Source organism: Kitasatospora purpeofusca, assembly GCF_034043715.1.
Taxonomy (GTDB): domain Bacteria; phylum Actinomycetota; class Actinomycetes; order Streptomycetales; family Streptomycetaceae; genus Kitasatospora; species Kitasatospora purpeofusca_A.
On record NZ_JAXCLC010000005.1, the window covers coordinates 86,079 to 101,475 of the forward strand.

The 15,397-nt window shown below is 72.2% G+C and carries 15 protein-coding genes; 8 read left to right on the forward strand and 7 right to left on the reverse strand.

Annotated elements, in window-relative coordinates:
* Positions 1–364: 364 nt before the first annotated feature.
* Entirely contained in the window at positions 365–754 is a 390-nt protein-coding gene (locus SM793_RS04190) for a hypothetical protein (RefSeq protein ID WP_320436610.1), read from the forward strand.
* 265 nt (positions 755–1,019) lie between these two features.
* On the opposite strand, the gene SM793_RS04195 is transcribed toward SM793_RS04190, so the two are convergent.
* Positions 1,020–2,633, reverse strand: a complete 1,614-nt coding sequence (locus SM793_RS04195) for a peptide chain release factor 3 (protein ID WP_320436611.1) — start codon at positions 2,631–2,633, stop codon at positions 1,020–1,022.
* Between the two features lie 1,062 nt (positions 2,634–3,695).
* Here SM793_RS04195 and SM793_RS04200 point away from each other — a divergent pair.
* Together SM793_RS04200 and SM793_RS04205 are read left to right on the forward strand one after the other, a co-directional pair.
* The gene (locus tag SM793_RS04200) at positions 3,696–4,082 is read left to right on the forward strand and encodes a hypothetical protein (protein ID WP_320436612.1); all 387 of its coding nucleotides are present in this window, start codon (positions 3,696–3,698) and stop codon (positions 4,080–4,082) included.
* An 81-nt stretch (positions 4,083–4,163) separates the two neighbouring features.
* Entirely contained in the window at positions 4,164–5,147 is a 984-nt protein-coding gene (locus SM793_RS04205) for a helix-turn-helix domain-containing protein (protein WP_320436613.1), read from the forward strand.
* Positions 5,148–5,538: 391 nt separating this feature from the next.
* On the opposite strand, the gene SM793_RS04210 is transcribed toward SM793_RS04205, so the two are convergent.
* Positions 5,539–7,782, reverse strand: coding sequence for a heavy metal translocating P-type ATPase (locus SM793_RS04210; RefSeq protein WP_320436614.1), 2,244 nt, complete (start codon positions 7,780–7,782; stop codon positions 5,539–5,541).
* Positions 7,783–7,862: 80 nt separating this feature from the next.
* Positions 7,863–8,135: a heavy-metal-associated domain-containing protein gene (locus SM793_RS04215; RefSeq protein ID WP_320436615.1), complete on the reverse strand. Its 273-nt coding sequence runs from the start codon at positions 8,133–8,135 to the stop codon at positions 7,863–7,865.
* Positions 8,136–8,398: 263 nt separating this feature from the next.
* Between SM793_RS04215 and SM793_RS04220 the strand changes: the two genes are divergently transcribed.
* The 3 genes from SM793_RS04220 to SM793_RS04230 all read left to right on the forward strand — a co-directional run bounded on the left by SM793_RS04220 (position 8,399) and on the right by SM793_RS04230 (position 11,510).
* A complete protein-coding gene (locus SM793_RS04220) occupies positions 8,399–9,415 on the forward strand; it encodes a hypothetical protein (RefSeq protein ID WP_320436616.1) in 1,017 nt (338 codons plus the stop codon).
* Between the two features lie 68 nt (positions 9,416–9,483).
* Entirely contained in the window at positions 9,484–10,908 is a 1,425-nt protein-coding gene (locus tag SM793_RS04225; RefSeq protein ID WP_320436617.1) for an MFS transporter, read from the forward strand.
* Between the two features lie 161 nt (positions 10,909–11,069).
* Positions 11,070–11,510 (forward strand): PaaI family thioesterase, encoded by a 441-nt coding sequence (locus SM793_RS04230; protein WP_320436618.1) that lies wholly within the window; start codon positions 11,070–11,072, stop codon positions 11,508–11,510.
* A gap of 37 nt (positions 11,511–11,547) precedes the next feature.
* On the opposite strand, the gene SM793_RS04235 is transcribed toward SM793_RS04230, so the two are convergent.
* Both SM793_RS04235 and SM793_RS04240 read right to left on the reverse strand, forming a co-directional pair.
* Positions 11,548–11,952 (reverse strand): cupin domain-containing protein, encoded by a 405-nt coding sequence (locus SM793_RS04235; RefSeq protein ID WP_320436619.1) that lies wholly within the window; start codon positions 11,950–11,952, stop codon positions 11,548–11,550.
* A complete protein-coding gene (locus tag SM793_RS04240; protein WP_320436620.1) occupies positions 11,952–12,425 on the reverse strand; it encodes an AMP-binding protein in 474 nt (157 codons plus the stop codon). Before SM793_RS04240 ends, SM793_RS04235 begins: the two co-directional genes overlap by 1 nt.
* A gap of 20 nt (positions 12,426–12,445) precedes the next feature.
* On the opposite strand from SM793_RS04240, the gene SM793_RS04245 reads away from it, so the two are divergent.
* The gene (locus SM793_RS04245; RefSeq protein WP_320436621.1) at positions 12,446–13,072 is read left to right on the forward strand and encodes a hypothetical protein; all 627 of its coding nucleotides are present in this window, start codon (positions 12,446–12,448) and stop codon (positions 13,070–13,072) included.
* A gap of 114 nt (positions 13,073–13,186) precedes the next feature.
* Here SM793_RS04245 and SM793_RS04250 read toward each other — a convergent pair whose 3' ends face one another.
* Positions 13,187–13,510, reverse strand: a complete 324-nt coding sequence (locus tag SM793_RS04250; protein WP_320436622.1) for a hypothetical protein — start codon at positions 13,508–13,510, stop codon at positions 13,187–13,189.
* Positions 13,511–13,800: 290 nt separating this feature from the next.
* The gene (locus tag SM793_RS04255) at positions 13,801–14,340 is read right to left on the reverse strand and encodes a GNAT family N-acetyltransferase (RefSeq protein WP_320436623.1); all 540 of its coding nucleotides are present in this window, start codon (positions 14,338–14,340) and stop codon (positions 13,801–13,803) included.
* 61 nt (positions 14,341–14,401) lie between these two features.
* Between SM793_RS04255 and SM793_RS04260 the strand changes: the two genes are divergently transcribed.
* Positions 14,402–15,037 (forward strand): hypothetical protein, encoded by a 636-nt coding sequence (locus SM793_RS04260; protein ID WP_320436624.1) that lies wholly within the window; start codon positions 14,402–14,404, stop codon positions 15,035–15,037.
* Positions 15,038–15,397: the final 360 nt, after the last annotated feature.

The window sequence follows — 15,397 nt, forward strand, 5'->3', positions numbered from 1 at the left end:
GCCCTCTCCCCAGTCCCTTTGCATCCACATCGCCGGCTTCGGGATCCAGGGTCTGAACACCCTGCGGTTCCCGGCCCGGTAGGACTCCTTCGCAGCCGCAACGGCCCCTGTCCGCTACGGGGGAGATTCCGTGTCCGCCGGCGGGGAGACCAGCTGACCGCCGTCGGGGAGCCTGCCGCGTTCGCTGACAGGCGTGAGCCCCGAGGGACTGCGGAGCTGGGCCAAGCAGGACCAGGCCGGTGGGGGTCGGAGGAAAAGGCGCTCTTGAAGGGGCGTAGCCGGCCTGGCTCCCGCCTCGGATACCGTGTTCCTCTACGGGGTGCCACAACGGATGTGACGCCCCCCACCGGAGGTAAGTCAGCGTATGAGTTCAAAGCGCAGCAAGAATCCAGCCCTGCCCGTACTCGACGACGCATTCCGACTCGCGTCGGTCAAGGACGCCGAGGAGTCCACCCGTGACTTGGTCGCGCGGCTGGCCACCACCGAGCTGCGCCGCGTTTCCCACCCGGGCCGGGTCACCTGGGAGCCCATCGATCAGGCCGAGCCTGTGCCGGTCCCGCCGACTGTGGTCGACGGTGACGGGGACCTGTGGCTGCGGGACCGGGGCACTGGCACCTGGACCATGCCCGGGTTCAACCCGAAGGAGTTCCCGGCCCGCTGTGGCGAGGTTCTGACGTGGAACGAGCTTGCCTGCGAGTACGGCCCGCTGACCGCACTGGCCGACGACCGCCGCATCGGCGGCGGCCGGCGCTGACCGTGGTGGTGGCCGCGAGCAGGTGAGTGTGGTGGTGGCGTCCGACGGCCTCGAGCAACGCGGGGCGGGCCGGGCGCCACCCGACGTCCTCGGTGCGGCCGACGTCGGTGGCCCAGCCGGCTAGCGGGTAGCGGTCGGCCTTCGGCTGCCGTGGTGAGCGCGCGGCCCGGCTCGCCGATCGACTGCGGCCGGCCGGCCGCCCGGCCGCCCGAGCAGGCCGCGCAGCAGCTCGTCGACGGCGGCCGCCGGGCCGAGAGGTCGGCGATCAGTCCGCCGTGGCGATCAGCGGCTGGAGCAGGATGTCGGGTTTGGCGCGCTGGAAGGCGTTCAGCTGCCACTTGTCGGCGAACAAGGCCAGCAGCACGTCGTCCGAGCGGCGGGTGAGCACCTCGCCGCTGATCAGGCGGGCTTTGGCCAGGGCAGCGGCGCCGTCGGCGTCAGTGATCCGGGCCACGCGGTAGGGGAGCTGGTCGAGGGCGATCGGGGAAGAGAACTCGTGCTCCATCCGGTGCAGGATCACATCGAACTGCATCGGGCCGACCGCGGCCATGACCGGCGCCTGGTCGCCACGCCGGTCGGAGACCAGCACCTGGATCACGCCTTCCTCGTCGAGTTGGGCGACGCCCTTGCGGAACTGCTTGGACCGGCTGATGTCCTTGGGCCGTGCCACCGCGAAGTACTCGGGCGCGAAGGCGGGCAGCGGGGGAAACTCGATCTTCCTGCCGGTGAAGAGGGTGTCGCCGACCCGCAGCGCGCTCGCGTTGATCAGGCCGACCACATCGCCGGGGTACGCGGTGTCGACCACGGTGCGCTCGGCTCCGAAGACGGTGTGCGCGTACTTGGTGGCGAACGAGCGGCCGCTGGCCGCCCGGGTGACGTGCATGCCGCGCTCGAAGACGCCGGAGCAGACTCGGACGAAGGCGATCCGGTCGCGATGGGCCGGGTCCATGTTCGCCTGGATCTTGAACACCAGGCCGGAGAACTCCTCGCCGACCTCGCGGCTGCCGCCCTTGGCCAGCGGGCGGGGCCCGGGAGCCGGAGCGAGGTCGACCACGGCGTCCAGCAGGAGCTTCACACCGATGTTGGTCAGCGCGGCGCCGAAGAAGACCGGGCTGATCTTGCCGGCCTCGAAGGCCTCCTGGTCGTAGCCGGGGCCGGACGAGAGCACCAGCTCCAGCTCCTCCAGCGCGGTCGTCCAGGCTTCGCCCTCCTGCTCGGCGGCCTTCTCGGAGGTGAGCTGCTCCTCGAGGGCGGCGTGCGTTCCGGCCGGCACCTTGGTGTAGCGCAGCATCTGCTCGGTGTTCCCCGCTTCGACCAGGCCGCGCAGGTTGCCTGCGCTGCCCACCGGCCAGACGACCGGGACGGGGGTGATCCCGAGGTGCGTCTCGATGTCCTCGAGCAGGGTGAGCGCATCCTGGCCGCGCCGGTCCCACTTGTTGATGAAGGTGATCACGGGGACGCCGCGATGGCGGCAGACCGCGAAAAGCTTGCGGGTCTGCTCCTCCAGGCCCTTGGCCGCGTCGACCAGCATGATCGCGCAGTCGACGGCGGCCAGCACCCGGTAGGTGTCCTCGGAGAAGTCGGCGTGGCCGGGGGTGTCGACCAGGTTCATCACGTGGCCGCGATAGCCGAACTGCAGTGCGGCCGAGGTCACCGAGATACCGCGCTCGCGCTCCAGTTCCATCCAGTCGCTGGTCACGCCGCGTCGGTCACCCTTGGCGTGCACCGCACCGGCAGAGGTGATCGCCCGCGCGTGCAGCGCCAGCGCCTCGGTGAGCGTGGACTTGCCCGCGTCCGGATGGCTGATCACAGCGAAGGTCCGTCGGCGGCCGGCCTCATGAAGGACCTGCGGGACGGGGGTTGACTGTACGGTGCTCACGTGTTTCCTCGGGTACGCATCGGCAGCAGGCCGGGTGACGCCTCTCCGTACCTGGTGAGCCGGGGATCAGGTCCGCAGGCCCAGGGACCAATAATAGGCTGTCGGGCGGCGCGGCCCCGAAATTCCCGTTTTCTGGGGGAGAGGCTGATCCAGGCTCGGCCGGCCTCGGTCCTGGGCCGGCCGAAGGCCGGGCCGTTGGTGTTGACGGCGGCGAGGGTCCAGCGGACGAAGAGCTTGCGGTCCATGAGGTGGACGTCTTCCCAGTGCAGGGCGGGACCTCGCCGCGGCGCATGCCGGTACCAAGGATGACCTCGAAGAGGTCGGTGAGCTGGTCGGCGTACCGCACGGCGTTTGTGGTGGAGGAACGTCGCGGCCTCCTCCGGGGTCCAGCAGGTGCGCTCGGCGGCTCGGGGCTCGGGCGGGACGGAGCGCTTGGCCGGGTTGTAGCGCAGCCGCCAGAAGGGGACGGCGTCGTTCAGCGCGTTGCACAGCGTGGACGCGGCCCTGTAGTCGGTGACCCGGCCGTGCGCCTTGATCAGCCCGCGAGGGCTCACATGCCGGCAACAGGATCTCGCGCACCGACGGCAACGGCCGCGTCACCCGCTACGCCTACGACGCCGCAGGGTGCCTCACCTCGGTGAGGCACCCCCGCCCTCGCCTACACCTACGACGCGGCAGCGCGCCGCGCCGGCATCACGGACGCCACCGGCACCTAGGAGCGGCCGGGCAAGGAGATCAGCCGTCCCGGACAGCCGTGGACAGCCGCCCGGCCACTGACCAGCGGTGTCCGCGCTGTCCGGGACGGACAGCGCGGTGGCGGCAGAGCCGACCGCCGCACCGGCCCGACGGCGCGAGGGCGCGAGGGCGCTCTCACGGCACCCGGCCCGGTGAGCGGACGCGTCCCGGACGGACCGGGACGCGCAAGGCCACGGACCGCCGGCCCGCCGCGCCATGTCCCGGACGGGCGAGCGCCGTTGACCTGCCCCCACGCCGGTTCACAAGCTGGGAGCGCCCACCACGGCAGTCATGCCGATGTCACCGGCCCCGATCGAGGAGCACCCGATGAAGAACCCGAGTCGCATCGTCGTCACCGCGGCAGCAGCCCTGGCAGCAGTGACGCTGGCGGTGACGCCCGCCGCCGCCAAGACCACCGCCCTGCGCACCACCAACAACCTCGCGGGCGTCGAGTACATCAGCGAGACCGACACCTTCCGCCTCTGGGACAACCGGGCCGACGACACCACCGTGGCCAGGGTGGTCTGGCGGAAGGTGAACTCCACCCTCACCGGCACGCTCTGGCACCGCTGGCAGAGCGGCTCGAACGGCCAGTCCGCCAACCAGTCCCCGAACACCGGCATGAAGTCCGGCGACCAGTTCACCTTCCAGGTCTGCTCGCTGAACGGCAGCCAGGTCGTCGAGTGCTCCGGCTGGGGCACCGCCTGGTACTAGGCACACCCGCCCCGGGATCGTTGGTCATGAACGGCTCAAATCGCGATGGTTCTGCCCGCGGTGCTCCGCAAGAATCGCGGGATGAGTTCTCCTCCGCCGTCCCCCGATCCGGCGCGCGCCCATAACGCGGCTCAGTTCGTGGCGATGCTGCGGGAGTTGCGGGAACGGTCCGGACTCACCTACCGCGCCCTGGAGATCCGCGCCGCCGAACTCGGCGAGACGCTCCCGCGCAGTACGGTGGCCGCCATTCTGCGCCATGACCAACTGCCCAGGCCCGAAGTGCTGCGCGCGTTCCTCCTCGCCTGCGGCCACCAGGGACCTCCGGCCGCCTGGCTGGAGGCACGCGCCCGCCTGGTATCGGGCAGGGAGGAGACCGGCGACACCGGTGGGGCGGGACCGAGCACCTCCGCCCCACCACCTCCGCCGGTGCCCGGCTCGCGGCGGCTGCCCCGGAGTGCAGCGCTGCTCGGGGCCCTCTTGGCCGTGCTCTGCGCGGTGGCGGGAGTCCTGGCGCTCCGAAACGGCCCCGCCCGTTCCCCCGGCACCGCCGCACCCCGCGGAAGCGCCGCCCAGGATCCGCCCCCGCTCGCCGCCGGGGCGTACCGGATCCGGCCAACGGGATCGGGCCTGTGTCTGGGCGAGTCGGCCGTCCAGGGCAGCGGCGGGCGGGTGACGCAGGTCGACTGCGCCGGCGCCGTGCCCACCTACGTCCTGGAGCCCTGGGCCGACGGCCTCTACATGATCCGTTCGCTCCATCCCGTTCTCGGCCACGGCTGCCTGGGGGTCGACTCCGGACTGCTCACCGAGGGCGCCACCCTGATGAACGACTACTGCGGCCGCCGGGGCACCGCCGAACGGTTCAGGCTGCGCCCGTCGCCGGACGGCTCCGGCGCCTACCTGATCCGGCCGGCCCACACCGACGCGTGCGTCACCGTCCCCGGAGGCATCGCCACCCCGGGCGCCTCGGTGCTCCAACTCCCCTGTGCCACAACCTCCACGGGCCAGACCTTCACCCTCGAACCCGTCCCTGCCCCCACCGGGATTCCGGACATCACCACCAACTAGGGCTCGTGTTCGGGCGTGATCAATCTGTGGGTTTCACCCTTGCCGCGGGTCCTGACTCGGCAGACCGCGTTGCGTGACGCGAGCGCGGCTCACCGACGCGGACCGGGAGTCCATCGAGCCGTGTCTCCCGATCCCGCATGTCCCAACTGTCCGACTCGGGTGGGCGCTGCCGCTTCCTGGTGGGCTGCGGGTTGTCGAGCGGCCGGTGTGTCTACCAGCATCTCCTGCCGAGCCGGCACGGTCACCCGCCGAGAATCGACCTCAGCACGGCCACGTATTCCGGGCCGGTGTTGAACGGCGCGTAGGCGGGTGGATCGGCCGGGCCGGTGCGCCCTGGTGCCCGGCAGCGCGTGGACGATGCCGGGCACAGGGGTTTTCGAGCTCTCGGATGTCAGCGGAAGGTGCGGAGGCGGAGGCTGTTGCCGACCACGAAGACCGAGGAGAAGGCCATCGCCGCCCCCGCGATCATCGGGTTGAGCAGGCCGGCGGCTGCCAGCGGGAGGGCGGCGATGTTGTAGCCGAAGGCCCAGAAGAGGTTGCCCTTGATGGTGGCCAGGGTCCGGCGGGAGAGGCGGATGGCGTCGGCGGCGGAGCGCAGGTCGCCGCGGACGAGGGTGAGGTCGCCGGCCTCGATGGCGGCGTCGGTGCCGGTGCCCATGGCGAGGCCGAGGTCGGCCTGGGCGAGGGCGGCGGCGTCGTTGACGCCGTCGCCGACCATGGCGACGACCCGGCCCTCGGCCTGGAGTCGCTGCACGGTGGCGACCTTGTCCTGGGGCAGTACCTCGGCGATGACGTCCTCCGGCCTGATGCCGACTTCGGCGGCCACGGACGCGGCCACGGCGGCGTTGTCGCCGGTGAGCAGTATCGGGGTCAGTCCGAGGGCCCGCAGCCGGGCGACGGCCTCGGCGCTGGTGGGCTTGACGGCGTCGGCGACCTCCAGGACGGCCCGGGCCTCGCCGTCCCAGCCGACCGCGATCGCGGTCCGCCCGGCGGCCTCGGCCTTCCGCTTGGCCTCGGCGAGCGGCTCCGGCAGGTGCTGGGACCAGTCGGCGAGCAGCTGCTCGCGGCCGGCCAGCACCGCGTGCCCGTCCACCACGCCCTGGACGCCGAGGCCGGGAAGGTTCTCGAAGCCCTCGACGGCGGGCAGGGTGCCGAGGCGTTCGGCGGCCGCGGCGGCGACGGCCGCGCCGATGGGGTGTTCGGAGGCGTGTTCCAGGGCGCCGGCCAGGCGCAGCGCCTCGGTCTCGGTGACGCCTTCGGCGGTGTGGACGGCGAGCAGGGTCATCCGGCCGGTGGTGACGGTGCCGGTCTTGTCCAGGACGATGGTGTCGACGCGGCGGGTGTTCTCCAGGACCTCGGGGCCCTTGATGAGGATGCCGAGCTGGGCGCCGCGGCCGGTGCCGACCAGCAGCGCGGTCGGGGTGGCGAGGCCGAGGGCGCACGGGCAGGCGATGATGAGCACGGCGACGGCCGCGGTGAAGGCGGCGCTCCAGCCCTCGCCGGTGCCGAGCCAGTAGCCGAGGGTGGCGAGGGCCAGGGTGATCACGATCGGTACGAAGACGGCGGAGATCCGGTCGGCGAGCCGCTGGGCGGCGGCCTTGCCGTTCTGGGCGTCCTCCACCAGCTTGGCCATCCGGGCGAGTTGGGTGTCGGCGCCGACCCGGGTGGCGCGGACCACGAGCCGGCCGCCGGCGTTGACGGTGGCACCGGTGACCGGGTCGCCGACGGTGACCTCGACCGGCACGGACTCGCCGGTCAGCATCGAGGCGTCCACGGCGGAGGCGCCCTGCTCGACCACGCCGTCGGTGGCGATCTTCTCCCCGGGGCGGACCACGAACAGCTCGCCGGCGGCGAGTTCGGCGGTCGGGATGCGGACCTCGGCGCCGCCGCGCAGCACGGTGACGTCCTTGGCGCCGAGTTCGAGCAGTGCCTTGAGTGCGGCGCCGGCGGTGCGCTTGGAGCGCGCCTCGAAGTAGCGGCCGGCCAGGATGAAGGCGGTGACGCCGGCGGCGGCCTCCAGGTAGATGTTGGACGAGCCGTCGCTGCGGGCGATGGTGAACTCGAAGCCGTGCCGCATGCCGGGCATGCCGGCGTGGCCGAGGAACAGCGCCCAGAGCGACCAGAGGAACGCGGCGCCGGTGCCGAGCGAGACCAGGGTGTCCATCGTCGCCGCGCCGTGCCGGGCGTTGGTCCAGGCGGCCCGGTGGAACGGCCAGGCGGCGTAGGTGACGACGGGCGCGGCGAGGGTGAGCGAGAGCCACTGCCAGTTGTCGAACTGCAGCGCCGGCACCATGGCCATCGCGATGACGGGGACGGCGAGGGCGAGCGCGGTGGTCAACCGCTGCCGCAGCGGGGCGAGTTCGTCCGGCGCTTCGGCGGCTTCGCCGGACGGGTCGGCGACCGGGGGCCGGGGCAGGGCGGCGGTGTAGCCGGTGGCCTCGACGGTGGCGATCAGGTCGGCGACCTCGATTCCGTCCGCGACGACGACCTTGGCCTTCTCGGTGGCGTAGTTGACCGTGGCCTCGACGCCGTCCATGCGGTTGAGCTTCTTCTCGATCCGGGCGGCGCACGAGGCGCAGGTCATGCCGCCGATCTGGAGTTCCACCTCGGTGGAGGCGGGAACGGTGGTGGTCATTGCAGCTCCTCGGGTAGCGCCCGTGGTGCGGGCGAAGGGTGGGGGCGGGGTCGCCGCCGGACCGCGGCGGCCCCACCGAGTCAGGCGCGCCCGGTCAGCTCGTAGCCCGCGTCGTCGATCGCGGCACGCAGGGCCTCGTCGTCCAACTCGGCCTCGGCGGAGACGGTGACCAGGCCGGCCGGCACGTCGACGCGCACGGCGGTGACGCCGGCGAGGGCGGAGACCGCCTTGCCGACGGCCTGTTCGCAGTGGCCGCAGGTCATCCCGGCGACCGTGTAGACGGTGGTGGCGGCCGGTGATGTCTCGACGGTGGCGGTGGTGGAGCAGCTTCCGTCGGTGGAGCAGCAGCCCATGGGTTCCTCCGTAGTGAGTTCGACTTGGGGGGTCAGTACCCCGTGGGGGTATCGCCACGCGGTAATCTCCTTTGTACCCCCGGGGGGTATGTCGCCGCAACCCTTGATTGGAACTCCCGCCGGTTGGCCGGCCCGCCTTGACGGTATACCCCCAGGGGGTATCTAATCCGAAGCGTCGGAGGCGCCGAGGCCCCAGGCGACCGCCCGCCTGCCGAGTGCCTGATCCCCCGGTCGCTCTCTCCCCCCACCGCAAGGAGTCCGTCATGAACACCGCCCTGAGGATCACCGCCTTCGTCGCCGGCGTCACCGCCGTCTTCGGCGCCTCGTACGGCATCGGCCATGCCAGTGGGGAGGGCACGCCTTCGGCGGGGCAGGCCGGTACCGGCGCCCACGCCGGGCACGTGCCCGGCGCTGCCGGCCAGACCACAGCCGCCGCTCCCGCCGAGCACCTGCCGGGCGGTCTCCAGGTCTCCGAACGCGGTTACACGCTCGGCCTGGAGAACTCCTTCGTCACCGCCGGCGCGCCGACCGAGCTGCGGTTCCGGATACTCGGCCCCGACGGCCGGCCGGTCACCGACTACCGCCCGGCGCACGAGAAGGAGCTGCACCTGATCGTCGCCCCGCGCGACCTCGCCACCTTCCAGCACCTGCACCCCGTCCGCGCCGCCGACGGCACCTGGAGCGCGCCCGTCGCCCTGCCCGCCGCCGGCGAGTACCGGGTGTTCGCCGACTTCACCCCGGCCGACGCCGCAGAGGGCCTGACCCTGGGCGCCGACCTGCACGCCGCCGGCGACCTGCGCCCGGCCCCGCTGCCTCGGACCGGACGGAGCGTCACCGTGGACGGCTACACCGTCACCCTGGACGGCGACCTCACCCCGGGCCGGACCGGGCAGCTCACCCTGGGCGTCAGCCGCGACGGTCGGCCCGTCACCGACCTCCAGCCCTACCTCGGCGCGGCCGGCCACCTGGTCGCACTGCGCGCCGGTGACCTCGCCTACCTCCACGTCCACCCCGACGGCGAGGGCAGCACCGGCGGCCCGGCCGTCTCCTTCACCACCACCGCCCCCAGCACCGGCGACTACCGGCTCTTCCTGGACTTCAAGCACCAGGACACCGTGCACACCGCGGCCTTCACCGTCCCGGCCACCACCACTCCTCCGGCCACCACCACTCCTCCGGCCACCACCACTCCTCCGGCGACCACCACTCCTCCGGCCACCACTACTGCTCCGGCCACCACCGCGCCGCCCGCCGGCCACGGCACGGGCCACCAGCACTGAACCCCACGTCCGGCCGAAACCCCCTCCCCATCACGCCACACCCGTACCTCACAGAGGAGTCAGCGACCATGCCCGCCCTTGGAGCACCACCCTCACCGCGCCGCTGGACGGCGCTCGGGCTCATCGCCCTGGCCCAGTTCATGGTGATCATGGACACCTCGATCATCGGCGTGGCCCTGCCCGAGATGCAGACCGCACTCGGGTTCTCGCCGGAGAACCTCTCCTGGGTGTTCAACGCCTACGTCGTGGCGTTCGGCGGGCTACTGCTGCTCGGCGGGCGGCTCTCCGACCTGTTCGGCGCCAAGCGGCTGTTCGCCACCGGCTGGGCCGTCCTCGCGATCGGCTCACTGATCGCCGGCATGGCCTCGCAGAGCTGGGTCGAACTCGTCGGACGCGCCGTGCAGGGCGCCGGCTCCGCACTGATCGCCCCGGCCGCGCTCACCCTGCTGATCACCCTCTTCGGCGCCCGTCCGCAGGAGCTGGGCAAGGCGCTGGCCCTGTACGGCGCGGCCGCCCCGGCCGGCGGGACGGCGGGCGTGTTCCTCGGTGGCGTGATCACCCAGTACCTCAGCTGGGAGTGGGTCTTCTACATCAACATCCCGGTCGCGCTGGGCGTCCTGCTCGCCACCCCCGGCGTGATGCCCGCCGCCACCGCGCGCCGCGGCTCCGTCGACTGGCTCGGCGCGCTCACCGTCACCGCCGGGCTGGCCGTCTCCGTCTACGCCGTCGTCCGCGCCCCGGAGACCGGCTGGGGCTCCGCGAGCACCTGGCTCGTGCTGGCCGCGGGCGTCCTCCTGATCGCCGCGTTCGTCACCCTCCAGGCCAGGCGGCGCGAACCGCTGATGCGGCTCGGCATCTGGCGCAGCCCCAACCTGGCCGGCGCCAACCTCGCCCAACTGCTGATGGCCGCCGCCTGGATCCCGATGTGGTTCTTCCTCAACCTCTACCTCCAGCAGGTGCTCGGCCTGGGGGCGTTCGCCTCGGGTGCGGCGCTGCTGCCGATGACCGGCGCCATCATGCTGATGATGATCGTCCTGGCGCCCCGGCTGATCGCCCGCTTCGGTCCGAAGCCGTTGATCGTCACCGGCCTGCTCGCCCTCGCCGGCGGCATGCTCTGGCTCTCCTTCGCCCGCCCGGACGGCAGTTTCGCCGTCGACGTCCTGCCCGCCTCGCTGCTTGCGGCGGCCGGTATGGCGCTCGCCTTCATCCCCTCGCTCGGCACCGCGCTCACCATTGCGAACCCGGCCGAGGGCGGGCTCGCCTCCGGCATCGTCAACACCAGCTACCAGATCGGCTCCGCCCTCGGCCTGGCCGCGATGACCGCCGTCGCCGCGGCCCACGGTTCCCGCGAACTCGGCAGCCCCGAAGCTCTCACCAACGGCTTCTCGGCCGCCTTCCTCGGCGCCGCCGCCCTCGCCGCCGTCGGTGCTCTCGCCTCCGTGCTCACCATCCGCACCCCTTCCCCTGTGAAGGACCTGACCACCGCGGCCTGACCACCGCGGCCTGACCGCTCCGCCCCCACGTCGTCGGCCCGGTCACCCTGTCCGGGCCGGCGACGTGGTCGTGCGGTGGTCGGACTCAGGCGGCACGAGCCGATCTTGACAGGCCGGGGCGCACGACATGATGCTCAGTCCACTAGTGAAACGAGGTCGTGGTGAACACCTACTTCCCGGAGCTGGCCCTCGCCCGGAAGGCACTGGCCTCCCAGCCCTTCAGCATCTACCTGGGCGCCCGGCTGACGGCCTTCGGTGACGGCGCGGCCACTCTGGAGCTGGACGTCCGCGAGGAACTGCGCCAGCAGAACGGCTTCGTCCACGGCGGTGTTCTCAGCTACGCCGCCGACAATGCGCTGACCTTCGCCGCCGGTACGGTCGCAGGCCCGGGAGTGCTGACCGCCGGCTACACCATCGACTACCTGCGCCCCGCCCAGGGCGCGGTGCTCCGTGCGCACGCCCAGGTCGTGCGCCCCGGCCGCACCCGGGTCGTCTGCCGTTGCGACCTGTTCGTGCTGGACTCCGACGGCAACCAGACGCTCTGCGCGATCGCCCAGGGCACCATCGCGGTCACCGGGACCGCCCTGCCTGTTTCCGGGTAGGCGAAAGTTCGAGCCGGCCGGCCGGGGCGGACGGCGATCACCCCCGAGCGGCCCGACCGCGTGCGTCGCGGGACCGGCGGTCGGCCGGCTCGTCCTCGTCGACGAACCTGATATGGCGTTCGTCCCGCTCGTCGAAGGCCGGTGCGACGGTCAGGACCATCTCCATGGTCCCGAAGTAGTGGATCCGGGTGTTCGGCGGAACGGCGACCAGGTCGGTGGCACCGGCTTCGACCACCTCGTCGTCCAGGTGGAAGAAGCCGTGCCCGCTGACGATGTAGTAGGTGTAGGAGCTCCTCACGTTCAGGAACTCCTGGAAGTGCCCGCGCTCGACGGTGACGCGGACGACCGTCGCGGACGGGTCGTGCCGACCGTAGACGGTCAGGTCGACACCGTGCTTGCGGAACCGCTCCGCCTCCTCGACCGTGTGTCGGTACCCGCCCATCAGCCCGCTAGCTCCGCGGCCCGCTCCCGCAGGGCCAGCCGGTCCACCTTCCGGTTGGCGTTGAGGGGAAGCCGGTCCAGGTGGACGTACCGGCGTGGCAGCGTGCTGCTCTGCAGGACGACCCGGAGCGCGTCGGCCAACGCCGGTTCCGCGACCTCCTCGCCGGTGTAGGACACGATCAGTTCCACTCCGTGGGCCGTGGGACGCGCGACGGTGGCGGCGTCGCGGACCCCGTCGCACTGGCGGACCAGGTGGTCGACCTCGGCCAGTTCGACGCGCCAGCCGTGGACCTTCACCTGCGAGTCCATGCGGCCGACGTAGGCGAGTTCGCCGTCGGGATTCGCGCGCACCCGGTCGCCCGTGCGGTACCAGCGCCGACCGTCGAAGTCGACGAACCGGCCCTCGTCGTCGGCCGGATCGAGGTAGCCGGCGATCGTCTGCGGTCCGGTGACCCAGAGTTCGCCCTCCACCATTGGTCCGCCTCCTGCGCCGTATGGCCCCGCCGTCGCCGACGGCGGGCCGGGTCAGCGCCCAGGCCCTGGTCTACGGACTCGGCACCGGCAGCTTCTTCACCACGAACGCGGTCTTCTTCACCGAGGTCGTCGGCCTCTCGGCCGCCAAGGCCGGCCTGGGCATGACCATCGCCGGGACCCTCGCGGTCACCGTCGCCGTGCCGCTCGGACGGCTCGCCGACCGGATCGGCCCGAGGACCGTGGGGGCGGCGGCCTCCCTCGCGGAGTCCGTCTGCTACTTCGCCTACCCGGCGGCCCGTGGGTGCGCCGCCTTCCTGGCGGTGGTGATAACCCTCGGAGCGATCAACGTCGCCGGATCCGCGGGATACGGCGCGTACTCGCTGAACCTCTACACGGGTGAGGAGCGGATCGCGGCGCTCGCCTACAACCGGAGCGCGCTGAACGCGCCGGACTCCCTGGCCGGGGAGCCCTCCGGCGGACCCGTCGTGCACTTCCTGGTGCGGTCCCACGAGCCCGCTCCCGAGGTGCCGGCGGACGAGGAGCCGGCGGACGAGGTGCGCGCGCTGCGCCGGGAGGCGGCAAGGGTCGCCGCCGCCGTCCTGGGGCGCGCCGGTTCGCTGGACCGACCTCAGGGATATCCGTGTTGACCGTCCCGAAGAGGCGACTCTCCGGTGGGGCTGGATCCGATGCAGGGGTGAAGGAATGACGAACGAGAACAGCGGGAGTCCGATGCGCGCCGCGGTGGTGGCGCCCGGCCGGATCTACGGCCCGGGAACGTCGATGCCGATGTTCAACCGCGAGGCGAGCGCGCGGCGCGGGGCCTTCATGTACCCGGTCGAATGGGAACTCGGCACGAGGGACCTCTTCGCCGCCGAGGTGGACGAGATGATCACCGCACGGGTGACCGCCGCGGTCGAGCAGGTCATGGCGGCCGGCGCGAGCGAACCGGTGATCATCGCCAAGTCGCTCGGCACCCGGGCGGCTCCGGTGGCGGTCGAGTGCAAGCTGCCCGCCATCTGGCTCACGCCGTTCCTGGCCGGCGCGCCGATCGCCGGCCGGACGGCAGCCGCGATGCGGCGGAGCACCGCACCCTTCCTGCTGGTCGGGGGGGACGGCCGACGAATTCTGGGACGGCGACATCGCCCGCTCGCTCACTCCGCACGTCGTCGAGATCGAGAACGCCGACCACAGCATGTTCGTGCCCGGCCGCCCCCTCAAGGAGTCCGCCGCCGTGCTCGGCGAGGTGGCGACGGCGGTGGAGCGCTTCCTCGACGATGTCGTCTGGCCGGGCGACCGGTGACGCCGAGGCCGGCCGGGGCCGCACGAGGGTTCCGCCGCGGCCCCGGCCGGCCCTCCCGAACGTTCCGGGGCGGACTCAGACGGCCGGCGCGGCCGGGGGCCGCAGGCCGAGCCACTGCTCGGAGTCCCAGGCCTCGAACCGCTCGACCTCGGCGAAGCCCAGCTTCGCCGCCAGCCGCATGGAGGCCGCGTTGGCGCTCTGGGTGGTGAGCACCACCGGTTCCCCGGGGAGTTCGCCGGCGAGCCAGTCGAGGGCCGCCGCGCACGCCTCGGTGGCATACCCGGAGCCCCACGCCGACGGCAGGAACAGGTAGCCGAGGTCGGCCTTCCCCGCCGCGGCCGGCCGACGGTGCCCCGTCGCCCGCCTGAGCAGGATGTGGCCGATCATCGCCCCGTCGAGCTCGACGACGAAGCTCCCGGGCCACTGCTCGGGCACCGCGGCGAGTTCCTGCTCCAGCTCGTGACGCGGCCGGGGGCCGCCGAGGTAGGCGTTCACCTCCGGCGAGGAGAGCAGTTCCACGAACGCGGCCCGGTCGTCGGCCCGGGCCTCACGGAGGACGAGTCGCTCGGTCCTGATCGGAGCGGGGGGCCAGGCCAGGGATTCCAGGTTTTCCATGTGATCACCCTAAGGAGTAGTGAGGGCAGCCGGGTTGGCTGTTCCGGTTGTTGTCGCGGTCATGCGCTGTGGGCGGGGCACCGGCCGGATCGTCTCGGACGAGGCAGCCCTCGCCGAGATGGCCGCGCGCTCCTACTACCATGCGAACAATTTTCTCAAGGTCGTTCTGCTGGTCGGCGACGGGCGTCCCTGGAAGCTGCGGCTCCACCTGTGGCATCCGCGACCCGACGCGTCGGGAACCGTCACCGAGGACATCCACTCGCACCGTTGGGACTTCACCACGGCGCTGGTGGTCGGGGAGTACTTCGCCCAGGAGTTCAAGATCGGCCCCGGCACCGAGTACCACCACTACCGGTGTCCGCCGATCGGGCAGGGGAGCGCCTTCTCCCTGGAGGCACAGGGGAAGGAACAGCTGTACGCCGCGTTCGAGGCGGTCCTGCCCGCGGGGACGATCTATCACATCAACCACGAGGTGCTGCACTGCATCTCCCGGTCCGCCGGCAAGGCCGCGGCCTCGCTGGTACTGCAGAAGCCGGCCGTGGAGGACTTCACGGACGACCGGGCGACGGCCTGGGTGACGACGGCCATGGTGACGACGGCCACGGTGACGACGGGTCGGAGCCGAGCGGGCTCGGGGACGAGCTGGCGATCCTCGGTACGGCGCGTCGCGGGAAGGGCGGTGGGTACCGTTCGCTGAGCCCCACCTACGGGCACCTCGCCTGCTTCGACCACCTCGGCCTGCTGCGCTGCCGCCAGATCGGGTTCGAGGTGATCGACATCGAGGGGGAGACCCGGTCGGCAGGGGGCATGAAATGTATTTCCGGCATGGCGAATTTCCGGTCCGGTGCATGTCGAACGGGTGGTTTCGATGCGTCGGAGAATCGCGGTAGGAAACTCCTTCCGGGCGCCTCGGAATTCCGCTGGGGGCCCGGCCCCCGCCGGGTCGAGCACGGAGTGCCTTGAGCGCGTCGAGCTGGTCCACCGACGTCCTGGAGCACGGCGTCGGTGACGTTCGGGGTTCTCAGGAACGCAGGAGGGTCCTGCTGGGCGTGGCCAG